The sequence below is a fragment of the Collinsella sp. AM34-10 genome, from assembly GCF_003469185.1.
GTDB lineage: Bacteria > Actinomycetota > Coriobacteriia > Coriobacteriales > Coriobacteriaceae > Collinsella.
Genome location: NZ_QSIL01000006.1, coordinates 1 through 17,753, shown reverse-complemented (window position 1 = coordinate 17,753; position 17,753 = coordinate 1). Strand labels below are relative to the sequence as shown.

The window sequence follows — 17,753 nt, the reverse complement described above, 5'->3', positions numbered from 1 at the left end:
AGCGTTATGAAGTTTCTTAAAGACAAGCAGACGCGTCACGACTTTGTCACGTACGCCATGTGCATCGTGGCATTTGCCATCGTGTTCTTTATGCAGTCCAACCACATGATCCCGCGCATGATCGCCGGTCAGTTGGTTCCCATTACGGCCTACATCGTCATGGCCATTTCCCTTAACCTCGTCGTCGGCATCGCGGGCGACCTGTCGCTGGGCCATGCGGGCTTTATGAGTGTCGGTGCCTACACGGGCATCGTCACCGCTGTCGCCCTCGAGAGTGCCGTTCCCTCCGATCCAATACGTCTTGTCATCAGCATTGTGGTCGGCGCTATCGCCGCTGCCATCTTGGGCTTCCTGATTGGCATCCCGGTCCTGCGCCTGAGCGGCGATTACCTGGCTATCGTGACGTTGGCCTTTGGCGAGATCATCAAAGAGATCGTCACCTGCCTCATTGTGGGTGTCGACTCCCGCGGCCTGCATGTGATCTTTAACATCACGGGTAACTCCACGATCGACGACCTGCACCTGCTCGAGGACGGCACCGCCATCATCAAGGGCGCGCAGGGCGCATCGGGCGTGTCGACCTATTCGACCTTCCTTGCCGGCGCCATCCTGGTTATGGTCGCGCTCGTGATCGTGCTCAACCTGGTTCGCAGCCGTACCGGCCGTGCCATTATGGCCGTGCGCGATAACAAGATTGCAGCCGAGTCCGTAGGCATCTCCGTCACCGAGTACCGCATGATCGCCTTCGTGGTTTCCGCTGCCCTCGCCGGTGCTGCCGGAGCTCTCTTCGGCGGTAACTTCTCGCAGCTCTCCGCCACCAAGTTCGACTTCAACACGTCCATCCTCATCCTGGTGTTCGTGGTCCTGGGTGGTCTGGGCAATATGCGCGGCTCCGTCATCGCGGCGGCGTTGCTCACGGTGCTTCCCGAGCTGCTCCGTCAGTTCTCGGACTACCGCATGCTCATCTACGCCATCGTGCTGATCCTGGTCATGATCTTTACCAACAACCCGCAGCTCAAGGCGTTCTTCGGTCGCGTCAAGGACCGTTTTGCTTCCAAGAAGGAGGTGGCAGCCGATGCCCAGTAAATTTGAGTTCAACAAGGGCAAGATGGTCCCCTATCCTTCTGGCGCCATCGTTCCCGACCGCGACCTGGGCGAGCGCCCGGCGCTCGAGTGCATTCACCTGGGCATTGAGTTCGGTGGCCTTAAGGCAGTCGACGACTTTAGCCTGACCATCGGTAAGACCGAGATTGCCGGTCTCATTGGTCCCAACGGCGCTGGCAAGACCACGGTCTTCAACTTGCTCACCAAGGTGTACCAGCCCACGCACGGCACCATCCTGCTCGACGGCGAGGACACCTCGGGCAAGTCGGTCTATCAGGTCAACCGCATGGGTATTGCCCGTACCTTCCAGAACATTCGCCTGTTCAACACCATGACGGTGGAGGATAACGTTAAGGTCGGCCTGCACAACCAGGAGCGCTACTCCGGCTTTGAGGGCGTGCTGCGCCTGCCGACGTATTGGAAACACGAGAAGGCCGCCCACGAGCGTGCAATGGAGCTGCTGTCCATCTTTGATATGGAGCACCTGGCAAACGAGCAGGCTGGATCGCTGCCTTACGGTGCTCAGCGTCGTCTGGAGATCGTCCGCGCGCTTGCCACCAACCCCAAACTGCTGCTGCTCGACGAGCCTGCCGCCGGCATGAATCCGTCCGAGACCGCGGAACTCATGGAGAACATCGTTAAGATTCGCGACACCTTTGGTATCGCCATCATGCTTATCGAGCACGACATGTCGCTCGTCATGAATATTTGCGAGGGTATCTGCGTGCTCAACTTTGGTAAGGTCATCGCCAAAGGCACGGCCGAGGAAATCCAGAACAACGACGCTGTTATCGAGGCGTATCTGGGCAAGCAGGATAAGGGGGAGAACTAAATGGCAGAGCCGATGCTTTCCGTCTACAACATCAATGTCTGGTACGGCGCCATCCACGCCATCAAGGACATCTCCTTTAACGTCAACGAGGGCGAGATCGTGGCTCTGATCGGTGCGAACGGTGCCGGCAAGTCCACGACGCTTAAAACCGTCTCGGGCCTGCTGCGTTCCAAGACCGGCTCCATCAAGTTTATGGGCGAGGACATTACCCATACGCCTGCCGACAAGCTGGTGGGCAAGGGCTTGGCTCAGGTCCCCGAGGGCCGTCGCGCCTTCTTGCAGATGACGGTCGAGGAGAACCTGGAGATGGGCGCCTACACGCAGCCAAAGTCCACGGTTGCTCCGGGCCTTGAGCGCGTCTACGAGCAGTTCCCGCGCCTGAAGGAGCGCCGTCGCCAGGTCGCCGGCACCCTTTCGGGCGGCGAGCAGCAGATGCTCGTCATGGGCCGCGCTCTTATGAGTAACCCTAAGCTGCTCATGCTCGATGAGCCCTCTATGGGCTTGGCACCGATTCTGATTGAGCAGATCTTCCAGATCGTCGAGGATCTGCATAAGGCCGGAACCACGGTGCTCCTGGTCGAGCAAAACGCACAGATGGCGCTTTCCATCGCCACACGCGGCTACGTGCTCGAGACCGGCAAGATCACCATGACCGGCACCGGCCAAGAGCTGCTGCACGACGACAACGTGCGTAAGGCCTATCTGGGCGGTTAGGCGGTTCCGCCGTTCTGCCGAACGGCGGACCAGCCGACGCTGCGCGGGCACCAGAGCGACAACTTGTCATTCAAAGAGGGCGGCATGACCAGAAGGTCTATGCCGTCCTCTTTTCATGCCAATTTGTTCGCTCTGGTGCCCGCTCGCTGTCCGTCCTCTGCCTGCGGCGTTACTTTGGTTCTGCCCCCTTTATGTTGCGGTGGAATAGGGACTAAATGGGAGCCTCAGAGGCCAAAACAGTCCCTATTCCACCGCAACTTCATGGGGGCGTGCGACAATGCCGCGTGGAAATAGAAGCGTCATCTGGGGGTCTATCTATGCTGTACGAGTTTTGTGCCGAGAACTTTGAGCGAGTGCCGGCGGCCATCGAGGCCGGTGCGGGGCGCATTGAGCTGTGTGACAACCTCGCCGTCGGTGGCACCACGCCTTCCGCCGGCGTTATCAGCGCTACAGTCAGCTACGCTCACGAGCATGACGCACAGGTGATGTGCATGATTCGTCCGCGTGGTGGCGACTTTCATTACAACCAGGACGAGCTGCGCATGATGGAGATGGACTTGGGTCTTGCCGTGAGCGCCGGCGCCGACGGCTTGGTCTTTGGCTGCTGCAAGCCTTGTGCCGGCGGATGGGCGCTCGATGAACTTACACTCGGCGCCCTCGTGATGGCCGCGGGCTGCGCGACCGAGGAGTGCAAGCGCGAGTCCCTTGACATCACCTTCCACATGGCGTTTGACCAGCTCTCGCCCGAGACTCAGATCGATGCTGTCGACACGCTCGCCGACTGTGGCATCACGCGTATCCTGACGCATGGTGGTGCTGCCGGAACGCCGATCGAGGACAATCTGGAGCACCTATCGCGTCTTGTCGAGTATGCGGGCGACCGCCTGACCATCCTTCCCGGCGGCGGCATTTCCACGGCCAACCGCGATACCGTGGCGGCGGCATTGGGCGTCTCCGAGCTCCATGGCACCAAGATCGTGCCGCTGGAGGCGTAACCCGTGGCGCTGGTATTTGACGTTCAGCAGGCGAGCGGCAAGCCCGACGACAACCGGCGCCCTGGCACCGCGTGCCCCTTTTGCGATACCGAGGGACTCGCCAATATCATCCGGCGCGACGGCGACTGCATCTGGCTCGAGAATAAGTTCAAAACCCTGCGCGTCACCCGTCAAACCGTGCTGATCGAGTCAGCCGATCACGATGCCGACCTGGCGACCTATGAGCCAGATGAACTCCACCATGTGATGAGGTTTGCCCTGGATTGCTGGCAGCAGATGATCGATTCACAGCAGTATCGAAGCGTGCTCATGTACAAGAACAAGGGTCCTCTCTCGGGCGGTAGTCTCGTTCATCCGCACATGCAGATTGTGGGTTTGGAGCAGGAAGACGGCTATGCTTCGTTGACTTCCGCCAATTTCGAAGGCATCAATGTCTGGCAACAGGGGAGAATCGCGGCCAACATCTCAACCGAACCGATCATGGGGTTCTTTGAGGTCAACGTTTCAGCCCCGCAGGGAATTGCCGCCAGCGATGACACAAGAGACCAAGCCGAGGCAGATCTCTTCGCCGATGCGATCCAGGTGGCTCTGCGCTATATCCTGAACGAGCACCACGGTGGTCGCGCAGAGTCGTACAACTTGTTCTTCTATCACCTGGGCGGTCGGACCATTGCCAAGGCGCTGCCGCGTTGGGTGGTTTCGCCCTACTTTGTCGGCTATCGTTTGGCCCAGGTCAATGCCGAGACAACGCTCGATATCGATGCTGAGCGCCTGCGTGCGCATCTGGAAACGCTCGTATAGCAAGACTAACACCCGCGTAATGCGGACAGTCTAGCGTGCCATGGCATCGCGGCCGGCCTCGACCCGCTTGCGCTGGGCGGCGCGCTCCTCGCCGGTCAGACGCTCAAAGAGATGTCCGATAAGCGAGGCGAGTATCTGCTGAAACAGCGTTCCGCACATGACGGGAAACACGACTTCGCTCGGAAAGTACTGCGTGGCGATGACGGCGCCCGAAGAGATGTTACGCATGCCGCAGGTAAAGCACATGGTAGTCGTCTCGTTATATGGCAGATGGAGCGCGCGGGCGACCAGAAAACCGACGACAAAGCCGCTGATGGCGAACGCCAGAATAAAGAGGGCGACTTCCAGGCGCACTGCGTTCATGTGCAGCACGTACTCGCTCATGGCGGTGGAGTTGGACGCGATAACACCCATCATCATGAACTTGCAGGCGGGCGAAAGCGCGGGGGAGAGTTTTTCGTGCCCCCATCCGCGCGTGAGCTCGTTAATGACGATGCCGAGCACGGCGGGGATGGCGATCATAAAGGCCATGTCTTGCATCATGCTCGGCACATCAATCGAGACGGTGGCACCCAGCAAGAGCTTCAGCGTGAGCGGAATCGTCACAGGCGAGATAACCGAGGACGTCAGGATAATGGTGAGCGCGAGCGGGCCGTTGCCGCCGAACATGCTAATCCACATAAAGGCAGTGACTGCTACGGGTACGCTGTACTCGAGCACGATGCCGCAGACAAGGTTGGGGTTGGAGCCAAAGAAGAGTGACCCTATGGCATAGGCTGCTATGGGAATGAGCACCGCCGAGACGAGCAGTGCCAAAATCAGGTGCAGGGGACGGCGGAACACCTCAGCGACCTGGTGGAAGGTGTTACTGAGCGCGCCTTGGAACGTCATAAAGGCGAAGAGGGCGGGAACAATGGGCTTGAGCACGCCGATCTGCTGGGGAAAGAGCACGCCGAGCGCCACGCAAATCGGAACGATGATCTGCATATGCCCCGCGAGAAACTTGCCCAGTCCAGCCCATTGCTTCATATGTCCCGTGACTCCCTTTATCCGCGAACTCGTTTGTATGGATATGCTAGACGCTCGTATGCGTCCGTGCGGCTGAAACGCTCGATTATTTCGAGGCTATTACCGTCATCGTTTACCGAAACCGCGGCGCGCTGCGAGGTTCTGCGTCCGTGCCGCACGGTATAATAAATCCGTTCAACAGATCTGCCTGCCGAAGCGGGCATACACAGAGGACTCATCGCTATGAACCGTGAGAGGTATCGCGGCGACCTGCCCCTATCGGGGGTGGGCGCCTATGTCATCGCTTAAGACGACGCATCGCTGGGCGGTCGCTCAGCAAAACCCCGGGCTCGAAAAGGAGCTTTCGGCTGGTCTGGGTATTCCCGGACTGGTGGCGCGCATTATGGTCGCGCACGGTATTGCCTCGATTGAGGAAGGACAGCTATTTTTGACGCCTTCGCTCGATCGCGACTGGGCCGACCCACTCATTATCCCGGGCATGTCGGTCGTTGCCGACCGCGTCGAGCGTGCTATTCGCAACAACGAGCACATTGCGGTCTTCGGCGATTTTGACGTCGACGGCATTACGTCGACTTGTCTGTTGACCGAGGCGCTGCGGACGTTTGGCGCCGATGTCACACCGTTTATCCCGCACCGCTTTGACGAGGGTTATGGTCTTTCGCGCGCGGCGCTCGACCGCGTTAACGAGCTCGCTCGTCCCCAGCTGATCGTGACCGTCGATAACGGCATTGCCGCCAAAGAAGAGGTTTCCTATCTGGAGAGCCTGGGGATCGATTTGGTGGTCACGGACCATCACGAGCCCTCCGATCAGGTGCCGCAGGGCGTGCCCCTGACCGACCCTAAACTCGAGGACAAGGGCCCCTCGCGCGAGCTCGCCGGTGCTGGCGTGGCGCTCAAGCTGGTGCAGGTCCTGGGCGAGCGTTTGGGCAAGCCGTCGTATTGGCGTTCGCTGATAGAGGTCGCGGCGCTGGGCACCGTGTCCGACATGATGCCATTGACGCCCGAGAATCGCGCTCTGGTCGCCGAGGGTATCCAGCAGATGCGCGTGACGGCTCGTCCCGGCTACATCGCGCTTGCAGCGCTCGCCAAGGCCGACCTTTCTACCATTACGGCCGACGGCCTGTCGTTCTCGCTCATTCCCCGCTTAAACGCCGCCGGCCGCATGGCTGATCCCAAGCTGGCGCTCGACCTGCTGCTTGCCCATGATCCTATCGAGGCAAGCGCGCTGGCGGCCGAGCTCGAGGAGATCAACCGCCAGCGTCGCGAGATCGAGGCGGAGCTCACGCGCGATGCCATGGCAAAGGTCGAGGAGACCTATGACGGCGGGCGCGCGATTGTCGTGGGCGGAGAAGGCTGGCACGAGGGCGTTAAGGGCATCGTGGCGAGCCGCCTCACCAACCGATATCACGTGCCGGCGCTGCTTTTCTCTATCGAGGACGGTATAGCGCGTGGCTCGGGCCGCTCGGTGGGCAAAGTCAACCTGTTCGAAGCCGTCGAGCGCTGCTCCGACCTGCTGATTCGCCGCGGCGGGCATGCCGGTGCGGTGGGCGTGACCATCGAGGCGTCTAAGCTCGATGAGTTTCGTCGACGTCTTTCCGCCGTGTTGTCCGAGCTTCCCGCCGAGGACTTTGAGGACACCGACGAGGTTGCCGCCACGGTCGACCTTTCCGAATTGAATATCGAGACCATCGAGCAGATTTCCCGCCTTGAGCCGTTTGGCCAGGGTAATAAGGTGCCGCTGCTGGCTGCCGAGGGTGTGACGATGTGTGACCGCGCCGTGGTGGGTAAGACCGGCGAGCATATGCGTTTCGTGGCGACGGATGGCGCCGCAAGTGTGCCGGCCATCATGTTTCGTGTGCCGCAGATCGACAGGCTTATCAATTGCGACAGCGCCGTCGACTTGGTGTTCGAGGCCGTTGCCGAGCATTGGCAGGGGCGCGTGAAGCCCAAACTCATGATCAAAGATGTCTTGGTGCGCGATGCCACGGCGCCCAATATTGACGATCCGGCATGTGAGCTTCGCCGCGGCGTACAACCGGCGGATTCTGGCCTGCGCCTGGAGTCGCGTAAACGCGAAACGCTCGCTCAGCTTTCCTATACCGAGCTCACGCGCTCGCTCATTCACAGCTTTATCGGATCGAACCAGCCGCACCGCGCACAGGTCGAGGCGCTTGACGCCCTGGCCGACCACCAGAGCGTTTTGGCCGTTATGGGAACGGGTCGCGGCAAGTCTCTGATTTTTCATGTACATGCCGCACGCGAGGCAGTCCTTCGCGGGCGTGCGAGCATCTTTGTCTATCCGCTGCGCGCACTCGTTGCCGACCAGGCCTATCACCTTTCCTCGACGATGGCCGCGCTCGGCATTGGCGTTGGCGTGCTGACCGGCGAGACCGTGGAGGCGGCGCGCGATGACGTGTTTGCCGGCCTGGCTTCGGGCCGCACCGGCATCGTTCTCACGACGCCGGAGTTCCTGTCTATCCATCGCGATCGCTTTGCGCGTTCTGGACGTATTGGCTTTGTCGTTATCGATGAGGCACACCATGCCGGTCTTGCCAAAGGCGGCGACCGGAGCGCCTACCTCGACATGCCCGATATTCTCAAAGCCCTGGGCGATCCCGTTGTCATGGCGGCAACGGCTACCGCGACGGCCCCAGTCGTGGCGGAGCTTGCTCGTGTATTGCCGATTACCAGGACGGTGGTCGACGAGACCGTTCGCGAGAACCTACAACTCGAGGACGACCGTGACCTTGCGAGCCGCGAAAATCGCCTGGTGTCGATCGTGGCGACGGGGGAGAAGACCGTTATCTACGTGAACTCGCGCGACCAGTCCGTGGCGCTTGCCAAGACGTTGCGCAAACGCGTGCCCGACTGCGCGACTCATATTGCGTTCTATAACGCCGGGCTTGCGCGCTCCGATCGCCGCCGTGTCGAGGAAGCCTTTAGAGACGGAAGTCTCAGCTGCATCGTTTCAACTTCGGCCTTCGGTGAGGGCGTCAACCTGCCCGATATCCGTCATGTCGTGCTCTACCACATGCCGTTTGGTGCGATTGAGTTTAACCAGATGAGTGGTCGTGCCGGCCGCGATGGACAGCCCGCCATGATTCACCTGCTCTATTCGTCGCGTGACGCTCGTATTAATGAGCGCCTGCTCGATTGTTACGCGCCCGAGCGCGATGAGCTTGTCACGCTCTATCGAGCGCTGCAGACCATGTGGCGCTCCAACCGTGGCAAGACGGGGGACGATTCATTCTGCGCGAGCGATATCGACATTGCGCAGATGTGTCTTGCCATCGATGCCCGCACGCCGGTCGACGAGCGCTCAGTGGAAAGCGGCCTGGGAATCTTCGAAGAACTCGGTTTCTGCCGCGTTTCGGGGTTTGACGATACGCGTCGCATCGCGATGGCGGAAAACCCCGGTCGCGTGCAATTAAGCAGGTCAATTCGCTATTTGGAGGGCTTGCGCTCGCGCATGGAGTTCACGGCTTTTCGGAGCTGGGCACTCGATTCGTGCGCTTCTGATATGCTAGCCAAAGTTAACCGCCCGATCGTACCGCGGGCCTAGGGGAAGGGGACCTCGATGGATGCCGCAGCCCGTACCGCCCATGATTCCACCCTCCAGCCGTTTTCGGAGATGGAGCACTATAAGCATGCCGATGAGCTGCCGCCCGAGATTATGGCGGACAGCTACGACAAGCTGGAGCGTCTGTGCCTCAAATATATGAACGAGGACGACTTCTCCAAGGTGGAGCAGGCCTACTGCTTTGCTGCCGAGAAGCACTGCAACCAAAAGCGGCGCTCGGGCGAGATGTACATTAACCATCCCGTCGAGGTTGCCATCATTTTGGCCGATCTTAAGATGGACTGCGATGTGGTGTGCGCCGCGCTGTTGCACGATACCGTCGAGGATACCGAGACCTCGCTTACCGATGTTTCCGGCCTGTTTGGTGATACGGTGGCCGAGCTCGTCGATGGCGTGACTAAGCTCACCAACATCGAAGTAGACAGCATGGACGAGAAGCAGGCCCTCACGCTGCGTAAGATGTTCCTCGCCATGTCCAAGGACATCCGCGTCATCATCGTCAAACTCGCCGACCGCCTGCATAACATGCGCACGCTTGCCGCCCTGCGCGAGGACCGCCGTCTGTTTAAGGCGCGCGAGACCATGGACGTATACGCGCCTCTGGCCGACCGCCTGGGCATGAGCTCAATCAAGTGGGAGCTCGAGGACCTGTCCTTCTTCTACTTGGAGCCCGATGCCTACCAGCGCATCGCGCGCATGGTGGCCGAGTCGCGCGAGGTTCGCGAGCGTTATCTGGCCGAGACCATCAAGACGCTCACTGATGAGCTCAATCGCATTGGTCTTGAGGGCTTTCAGATCAACGGTCGTTCCAAGCACTATTGGTCCATCTATCAAAAGATGAAGCGCAAGGGCAAGGAGTTCTCCGAGATTTACGACCTGGTGGCGCTGCGCGTCATCACTCATTCGGTGCGCGATTGCTATTCCACGCTTGGTGCCGTGCATACCTTGTGGCATCCCATGCCCGGTCGCTTTAAAGACTATATCGCCATGCCCAAGGTCAATAACTACCAGTCACTCCATACGACGGTTATCGGCCCCACGGCCCGCCCGCTTGAGATTCAGATTCGAACCTATGAGATGCACGAGCAGGCAGAGTACGGCATTGCCGCCCACTGGCTCTATAAGAAGTCGGGCGGATCGTCTGCGTCTAAGACCAATGATGCCCAGCGTCTGGACGACCAGATTAACTGGCTCAAACATTCGCTCGATTGGGCTGCGTCTGATGAGATCACCGATGCCAAGGAATACCTGCATTCGCTGAAGGTCGACTTGTTCGACCAGGAAATTTTTGTCTTTACGCCCAAGGGCGAGGTCATGGCGCTTCGTGCCGGCTCTACACCGCTCGACTTTGCCTACGCCGTTCATACCGAGGTCGGTAACCACTGCGTCGGCGCCAAGATCAACGGTGTGGTGGCGCCGCTCACGCACGAAATCAAGACGGGTGACCGTGTCGAGATTTTGACCAACAAGAGTTCTAAGCCGTCGCGCGATTGGCTCAAGATCGTCAAGACGCCTTCGGCCAAGTCAAAGATTCGCCGTTACTTCGCCGCCGCGACCAAAGACGATGACGCTGCGGCCGGTCGCGATATACTGGCCAAGGACCTGCGTAAGCGCGGGTACGGCATCTCTACGCCGCGATCCACGCGTGCGCTCAATGCCGTGGCGGAGCAGTTTAACTACAAGCAGCTCGAGGACCTGTTCGCAGCCGTTGGCGCGGGCAAAGTCGCCCCACGCGCCGTGGGCAATAAAGTCGAGCAAATCTTGGACCCCAAACCCGAGGAACAGCTCACCAAGGCCGAGGCCATCGCCGAGGTCGTCAAGCAGCCTGCCCGCGGCTCCAATCGCAAGCCGCAAAAGCGTGGCAAGAGCGCAAGTAACGGCATTATCGTCAAGGGCGAGAGCAACAGCGGCCTGCTAGTTCGTCTAGCGCATTGCTGCAATCCGGTAACGGGCGACGATATCGTCGGCTTTATCACGCGCGGCCGAGGCGTCTCGGTACATCGCGCCAACTGCCCCAACGTCAAGGGCCTCATGGAGCATCCCGAGCGCATGATTGACGTAGAGTGGGATGGTGCTGCCGATACGCTTTTCCAGGTCGAGATTGTGGTCGAGTGCCTGGACCGCATGGGCCTGCTCAAGGACGTCACCATCGCCATTGGCGATGCAGGCGGCAATATTCTTTCCGCCGCCACCTCGACTAACCGCGAGGGTATTGCAACCCTGCGCTTTATGGTCGAGATTTCGGATGCGAGCGGCCTGGATCCGCTACTGGCATCCATTAGCAGCGTCGACTCGGTCTATGACGCACGCCGTTTGATGCCTGGCGAGGGTGGGGCTCAGCTCAAGCGTCGCGTATAGGCGTAACGAGCGCGCGACAGTAATGATATTGGCTACGTTCGAGGCATCGTTTGGTGCCTCGACGTTTATAGAAAGAGGGCGCACGCATGGACGCTGCGGCTTTGGACTTAACTCCTCGGGGTACGGCTTCGATTGAGGCGCTTGTAAACGGCCCCATCCAGACCAACAGTTACGCCGTTATTTCGAGTGGCGAATGCTTGATTATCGATCCCGCTTGGGAAGGCGAAAGCCTCGTTGCGCATATCCGAGCCGAACGCCCTGATGTGCAAGTGCTCGGTTCCGTCTGCACGCATGGTCATGCCGACCATGTTGGCGGTGTCGCTGGAGTTCGTGCCGCCGTTGGCGCTGACGCCCTGTACGAACTGTGCGGCAAGGACGCAGCTGTGCCGCATGCGAATATCGAGGAACAGCGAGCGATGTGGGGCATCGAGACGCCCGATCCAGGCGAGCCGACGCGGCTGCTTGCCGAGGGCGATACCATTGAACTAGGCGACATTTGTCTGCAGGTTATCGAGGTGCCTGGGCATACGCCGGGGGGCATCGTTCTATTCGCCGCAACAGAGCAGGGAAATATTGCTTTCGTGGGGGACACGCTCTTTCCCGGCGGGCACGGCCGTACCGATCTTTCTGGAGGAGACGAGGCGGCGATTCTGCGCTCGCTCTCCAAGCTCGCCCGGCTTCTCCCGCCCAATACCGTTTGCCTAACCGGTCATGGCGATTCGACCACCATGGCACGCGAGCTCATGCAGAACCCTTTCATGCAGGTGTAGCTTTATAGTCAGCTTCCGAAGCACGAGGAACGTCCAAACGTCAAGCTATTTTCCCCAACGGGTCGATTCCGTAGGGCAAACGGTTAAAAAAAGTCTGTTTGGACGATATTCGTGAACAAACGAACGTTTATGCTCGGGTGCGCCGTGGTAAAATCTCAGGCGTTATCGGAGCAACCTTACAGGAGGTTTCTTTTATGCTCGTCAACGCAGCAGACATGCTCAAGAAGGCCGAGGCCGGCAAGTACGGTCTCGGTGCCTTCAACACCAACAACCTCGAGTGGACCCTGGCTATTCTCCAGGCCGCCGAGGAGGCCAAGTCTCCGCTGATCCTTCAGTGCACCGCTGGTGCCGCCAAGTGGATGGGCGGTTTCAAGGTCTGCGCCGACATGGTCAAGGCTGCCGTCGAGGCCACGGGCGTTACCGTTCCCGTCGCCCTTCACCTCGATCACGGTTCTTACGAGGACTGCTTCAAGTGCATCGAGGCCGGCTTTACGTCCATCATGTATGACGGCTCTCACGAGGAGACCTTCCAGCTTAACCTCGACCGCACCAAGGAGCTCGTTGAGCTTGCCCACTCCAAGGGCATGTCCATCGAGGCCGAGGTCGGCGGCATCGGCGGCACCGAGGACGGCGTGACCTCCAGCGGCGAGCTCGCTGATCCTGCTGAGTGCAAGCAGATCGCTGACCTGGGCGTCGACTTCCTCGCCTGCGGTATCGGCAACATCCACGGCGTGTACCCTGCCGACTGGGCTGGCCTTTCCTTCGAGCGTCTGGGCGAGATTAAGGCCCAGACCGGCGACCTGCCCCTCGTCCTGCACGGTGGCACCGGCATCCCCGAGGATCAGATCAAGAAGGCCATCTCCCTGGGTATCTCCAAGATCAACGTCAACACCGACCTGCAGCTCGTCTTCGCCAAGGGCGTTCGCGAGTACATCGAGGCTGGCAAGGATCAGCAGGGCAAGGGCTTTGACCCCCGCAAGCTCCTCAAGCCTGGCCGCGACAACATCGTTGCCCGCACCAAGGAGCTCATGGAGGAGTTTGGCTCCGTCAACAAGGCGTAAGCGTCGCTAAACTTCCCGCCGGAAGCCCCGTCCCCCTACACTGTTTCCTTTGCGCTCACCTGGCTTCGCCAGAAGTCGCGCCAAGGAAACAGTTCCGGGGGACGGGGCTTCCTTCGTTTATCGCCGCAGGGTTACGAGTCTGAATTAAGGTGGCTACTGGCTTCGCCAGAAGTCGCGCAATGGGAAAAGCTCCGGGTGAACGGGGCCTCCTTTGTTAACTCGCTACAGGGTTACTGGGCTGAATTCATTTTTATAGGTACCGTTCAGCGGCGTTGATGGCTCCCTTGTTGGGGCTTTCTTTCTATCTCGTTACAATGGACTCCAGGAGTTCGAATGACTTGGAGTTTGGTGTGGCTGTTATTGATGTGCTGCCTTCGGATGGGAAGGTTATTGACGAGGGTCCTGTTGGTTGCTCTGTTGATGTTTGCTGTGATGATTTTCGCCATCTCGATATTGGGCTACCGCCTGAGATTCTTCGTCTTAAGGATGCCGGGTATTTGACGCAGGCTGTTGCCGCCTGCGATCGCCTTTTGGAGCAGAACCCTGAGCCTTCGCTGGCTGCCTGCGTTCGCGCCGAGCGGTATCGCATGATCGAGACGCCGCTTCATTTTTCGGTGTCGCGTGATCGGGCTATCGAGATGATCCGCGAGGAGTGGCCTGAGTTTACCGAAGAGCAGTTTGACGACCTGATTGACCGCAAGCGTATCGATTGGCGCTTTATCGATGGCGAGCTGTTCGTTCTTGACAACTTCCTTGATTCTTTGCGCGTGTATCCCAAGGAGGTTCCGGGTCTGCGTCCCGATTCTGCGGATGGAATTGCGCTGCGCAACCAGATGCTCGAGGAGATGGAGTCGCAGGGCGGGCTGTCTCGCACCATTACGCTTAAGGCATGCGTGTCTGTCCCCGGTGCTTTGGAGGGGGAGACCGTTCGCGCGTGGCTTCCCGTTGCCGCCGCCTGCCGCCAGCAGTCCCAGGTCGAGATACTTGATATGACGCCGGAGGGGGCCATTGCTCCTGCGAGCGCCTCGGCGCGTACTGCCTCGTGGGTCTCCTCGACCGATCGCACATTCTCGGTGACCTATCGCTATCAAATCGATGCCGCTTATCGCGATATCTATGGGGGTGCACTTCCAGCGCATCCCTGTATGGACGCGCCGTTGCCCGAAGATATTTCCGAGGACCGTCCGCACATTGCATTCACGCCGTATCTGCAGCAGCTGACGGCCGGTGTTGTTGACGGACTCGAGGATCCGCTCGATCGCGCCCGTGCTATCTATGATTACCTGACGCAGCATATCGACTATCGCTATCAGCCGCCGTACCTGCTTTTGGGATCTATTGCCGATGACTGCGCGCATTCGCTCCGTGGCGATTGCGGCGTTATGGCGCTCACGTTCATCACCATGTGCCGTATCGCGGGCGTGCCTGCCCGTTGGCAGAGCGGCCTGTATGTTGCGCCCGATTCGGTGGGGCCGCACGACTGGGCAGAGTTCTATACGCCGCAGACCGGTTGGCTCAACGCCGACGTGTCATTTGGATCTTCTGCTCGCAGGATGGGGGAGGAGTGGCGCCGCCATCACTACTTTGGCAATCTCGACCCGTGGCGTATGGTGGCCAACAATCGATTCCAGGCAGAGTTTGAGCCCTCTTTCGACGGCATGCGCGAGGACCCTTACGATAACCAGATGGGTGAGGCTTCGGTCGACGGTCGCGGATGCCGTCAGCGTGAGATGCTCCGCACGGTCGAACTCATCGAAATGCTCGAAGTTCCATTTTCGGACTAATCAACAGAAAGCTGTGATAAACTAACTCACGCATTACGTGCCCGAGTGGCGGAATTGGCAGACGCAGTGGACTCAAAATCCACCGTTGGCAACAACGTGCGAGTTCGAGTCTCGCCTCGGGCACCATACATGCAACTGAGCGTTCAAGGGGGTCAAGACCCCCTTTTTCGTGTACGTAATGTGATAGCGCACTATACGTGTTATTATTCGCAAGGCGTTGTTCCCGCAATGCCCTAAAGAGGAACCCGAGGGTTCCCACCTTTTGGCGCCAATGAGCAGCTGACTGGTCATACAACTTAGATTCCCTTCCTCGTATCGAGGATGTCTATGTGTACGACCTGGTTGCAAAGAAGCGCCGGGTTATTTTTTTATGAATGGAGGTAGGGAAAATAGCTAAGTCTGATGACACCCGCATCAACGACGAGATCACTGCATCTTCGTGCCGTTTGATTGGCGTCGATGGCTCTCAGCTCGGCCTGTTCGCCATCCGCGATGCCCAGCGCGTCGCTGACGATCAGGGTCTCGACCTGGTCGAGATCGCTCCCAACGCGGAGCCGCCGGTCTGCAAGGTCATGGACTACGGTAAGTTCAAGTACCAGCAGGCCATGAAGGCCAAGGCCGCTCGTAAGAACCAGTCTAAGGTCGAGGTCAAGGAAATGAAGTTCCGACCCAAGATCGACGTTGGCGATTACGAGACCAAGAAGGGCCACGTTCTGCGTTTCCTCAAGAAGGGCGCACGCGTTAAGATCACCATCATGTTCCGCGGCCGTGAGATGGCTCACCCGGAGCAGGGTCTTAACGTTCTCGAGCGTCTCGCCGAGGATCTCAAGCCTTACGCTACGGTCGAGTCCAAGCCTAAGATGGAAGGCCGTAACATGCTTATGCTGCTCGCCCCGATTAAGGGCGCCTTCGATGAGGATAAAGCGGCAAGCGATACCAAGTAACTAGTGTTCTGTAACCGATTAAGGAGTATTTCATGCCTAAGATGAAGTCCCACAGCGGCACCAAGAAGCGTTTCCGCAAGACTGGCACCGGCAAGCTTATGCGCGCCAAGGCTTTCAAGAGCCACATCCTGAGCAAGAAGTCCACCAAGCGTAAGCGCGGCTTCCGTCAGGAGACCGAGATCGCCGCTGCCGACCGCAAGGTCATCAAGTCGCGTCTCGCCTAAGTTCGCGTTCCCGTTTTTCGTTTTACCGTCTAGGAGTTGATAGAACATGGCACGTATTAAGCGCGCTGTTGCCGCCAAGAAGAAGCGCCGTACCGTTATGCACCGTGCGAAGGGTTACTACGGTGCCGCTTCGCGTACTTACAAGCATGCTAAAGAGCAGGTCCAGCACTCCCTGCAGTATCAGTATCGTGATCGCCGCAACAAGAAGCGCGAAATCCGCTCTCTCTGGATCACCCGCATCAACGCTGCCGCTCGCCTGAACGACATCTCTTACTCTCAGTTCATGCACGGCCTGAAGGTTGCCGGCATCGAGCTCGACCGCAAGGTTCTGGCTCAGATGGCTTACGAGGACATCGAGTCCTTCAACGAGCTGGCTGCCATTGCCAAGAAGGCTCTCGAGGCTTAATTGCTTCTTGCATCTTAAAGGGGCGCTTCCAATCCGGAAGCGCCCCTTTTTGATTGATTAGGGATGTGATCGATTTGGGACGTAGCCAAACCGATCAATTCGATAGCGTCCGAGTTGCAAGAAAGAGCAGGTAGCGTATGTGTCAAAGATTTTTGACACTCTAATCTGCGCGCAGCCATCCGTATGGGTTTGATTTTGGGATTACGCTTTGCTTGCCGGCTTCTGTTGTGTAGCCGCCCAATAAGAGTTGAGATGCATTCGAAGGGAACGCCATGCAGCTGCCAAAACACCTTAAACAGTATCGACTCGATGCTGGTTTGTCCCAGGAGGATCTTGCAAGGCGCATTTTTGTAACACGTCAGACCATCAGTAATTGGGAGCGCGGTAAAACGTACCCCGACATCCAGAGTCTCCTACTGCTGTCTGAACAACTGGATGTAACGATTGACGAGCTTGTTAAAGGCGACATTTCAATAATTAGAGAAAGGGTTGAACGCGATAGGGGCACGCTCTATCGCTTGGGTGCGGGGATGTTGGCTGGGCTTCTTGCGTTTACCGTCTCTATGGCCTGGCTCATGTGGCAACAAAACCACGGGTGGGGGATGGTCCAGTGCGTTCCGACGATGGTGTTGGCAGGCGTCTTTGGTGCTGGCGCAATGTGCTGCGCGCTTGCAGCGGAACATATCAAGAAGAAGAATGATTTGGTGACGTATCAAGAGATATCCGACTTCTTGGACGGAAAGAAGGCGGACAGCGAAGAGACGAGGACGGGCTGGGCTTACGAGCATCCACAGCTTGCGAATGCCATCAAGTTTGCCGCAGCGGCTCTTATTGGACTAATCGTTTTTGAACTCGTTAACGCTGCTATGTCCCATTTCTAATGGGTATACAGCCATTAATGCGGCCGAAGCTTAACCGTTGGAAAACCGAAGGGCCGCTCTAATAGGGGGGCCGCGGCCCTGTTCTTTCTAGTCTCTCACAGAGAAGGTCCCATCCTCATTTGTGTAGGAACCGTGGAGGCCCAGATTCCCGCCCCCGGGGCCCCTCCGGTCTGGCAATATATCTCCTTGCCGCGCGGCCCGGTGGGACCGGATGAGCCGCAAGGCGTGCACCTTGAGAACCGGATACTGCGAGGATGGACACATTCAGTG

The 17,753-nt window shown here is 58.7% G+C and carries 15 protein-coding genes and 1 tRNA gene; 15 read left to right on the top strand and 1 reads right to left on the bottom strand.

Annotated elements, in window-relative coordinates; all coding sequences use genetic code 11:
- The first annotated feature begins 6 nt into the window (after positions 1-6).
- From DW823_RS06635 to DW823_RS06615, 5 genes are all read left to right on the top strand, one after another.
- Complete coding sequence (locus tag DW823_RS06635) at positions 7-1,086, top strand: branched-chain amino acid ABC transporter permease (RefSeq protein WP_117635469.1); 1,080 nt, start codon at positions 7-9, stop codon at positions 1,084-1,086.
- A complete protein-coding gene (locus DW823_RS06630) occupies positions 1,076-1,936 on the top strand; it encodes an ABC transporter ATP-binding protein (RefSeq protein ID WP_055287178.1) in 861 nt (286 codons plus the stop codon). Before DW823_RS06635 ends, DW823_RS06630 begins: the two co-directional genes overlap by 11 nt.
- Positions 1,937-1,948: 12 nt before the next feature.
- Complete coding sequence (locus tag DW823_RS06625; protein ID WP_035137222.1) at positions 1,949-2,650, top strand: ABC transporter ATP-binding protein; 702 nt, start codon at positions 1,949-1,951, stop codon at positions 2,648-2,650.
- Positions 2,651-2,967: 317 nt separating this feature from the next.
- A complete protein-coding gene (locus DW823_RS06620; RefSeq protein WP_118081251.1) occupies positions 2,968-3,645 on the top strand; it encodes a copper homeostasis protein CutC in 678 nt (225 codons plus the stop codon).
- Positions 3,646-3,648: 3 nt separating this feature from the next.
- Positions 3,649-4,446: a DUF4931 domain-containing protein gene (locus tag DW823_RS06615; RefSeq protein ID WP_118081249.1), complete on the top strand. Its 798-nt coding sequence runs from the start codon at positions 3,649-3,651 to the stop codon at positions 4,444-4,446.
- 30 nt (positions 4,447-4,476) lie between these two features.
- On the opposite strand, the gene DW823_RS06610 is transcribed toward DW823_RS06615, so the two are convergent.
- Positions 4,477-5,475, bottom strand: coding sequence for a bile acid:sodium symporter family protein (locus DW823_RS06610; protein WP_118081247.1), 999 nt, complete (start codon positions 5,473-5,475; stop codon positions 4,477-4,479).
- Positions 5,476-5,749: 274 nt separating this feature from the next.
- Between DW823_RS06610 and recJ the strand changes: the two genes are divergently transcribed.
- From recJ to DW823_RS06560, 10 genes are all read left to right on the top strand, one after another.
- A complete protein-coding gene (gene recJ / locus DW823_RS06605; protein ID WP_118081244.1) occupies positions 5,750-9,037 on the top strand; it encodes a single-stranded-DNA-specific exonuclease RecJ in 3,288 nt (1,095 codons plus the stop codon).
- A 15-nt stretch (positions 9,038-9,052) separates the two neighbouring features.
- Positions 9,053-11,413 (top strand): bifunctional (p)ppGpp synthetase/guanosine-3',5'-bis(diphosphate) 3'-pyrophosphohydrolase, encoded by a 2,361-nt coding sequence (locus DW823_RS06600; RefSeq protein WP_118081242.1) that lies wholly within the window; start codon positions 9,053-9,055, stop codon positions 11,411-11,413.
- Between the two features lie 86 nt (positions 11,414-11,499).
- Entirely contained in the window at positions 11,500-12,183 is a 684-nt protein-coding gene (locus DW823_RS06595; RefSeq protein WP_118081241.1) for an MBL fold metallo-hydrolase, read from the top strand.
- Positions 12,184-12,377: 194 nt separating this feature from the next.
- Complete coding sequence (fba, locus tag DW823_RS06590; RefSeq protein WP_035137086.1) at positions 12,378-13,244, top strand: class II fructose-1,6-bisphosphate aldolase; 867 nt, start codon at positions 12,378-12,380, stop codon at positions 13,242-13,244.
- Between the two features lie 350 nt (positions 13,245-13,594).
- Positions 13,595-15,028, top strand: coding sequence for a transglutaminase-like domain-containing protein (locus DW823_RS06585; protein ID WP_118081437.1), 1,434 nt, complete (start codon positions 13,595-13,597; stop codon positions 15,026-15,028).
- 39 nt (positions 15,029-15,067) lie between these two features.
- Positions 15,068-15,154: transfer RNA gene (locus DW823_RS06580), tRNA-Leu, on the top strand.
- A gap of 248 nt (positions 15,155-15,402) precedes the next feature.
- Positions 15,403-15,972: a translation initiation factor IF-3 gene (gene infC, locus DW823_RS06575; protein ID WP_006234423.1), complete on the top strand. Its 570-nt coding sequence runs from the start codon at positions 15,403-15,405 to the stop codon at positions 15,970-15,972.
- 32 nt (positions 15,973-16,004) lie between these two features.
- On the top strand, positions 16,005-16,196 hold the full coding sequence (gene rpmI, locus DW823_RS06570; protein WP_006234422.1) for a 50S ribosomal protein L35: 192 nt from the start codon (positions 16,005-16,007) through the stop codon (positions 16,194-16,196).
- 46 nt (positions 16,197-16,242) lie between these two features.
- Positions 16,243-16,602 (top strand): 50S ribosomal protein L20, encoded by a 360-nt coding sequence (gene rplT, locus DW823_RS06565; RefSeq protein ID WP_022094123.1) that lies wholly within the window; start codon positions 16,243-16,245, stop codon positions 16,600-16,602.
- Positions 16,603-16,874: 272 nt separating this feature from the next.
- Positions 16,875-17,483: a helix-turn-helix transcriptional regulator gene (locus DW823_RS06560; RefSeq protein ID WP_118081240.1), complete on the top strand. Its 609-nt coding sequence runs from the start codon at positions 16,875-16,877 to the stop codon at positions 17,481-17,483.
- Positions 17,484-17,753: the final 270 nt, after the last annotated feature.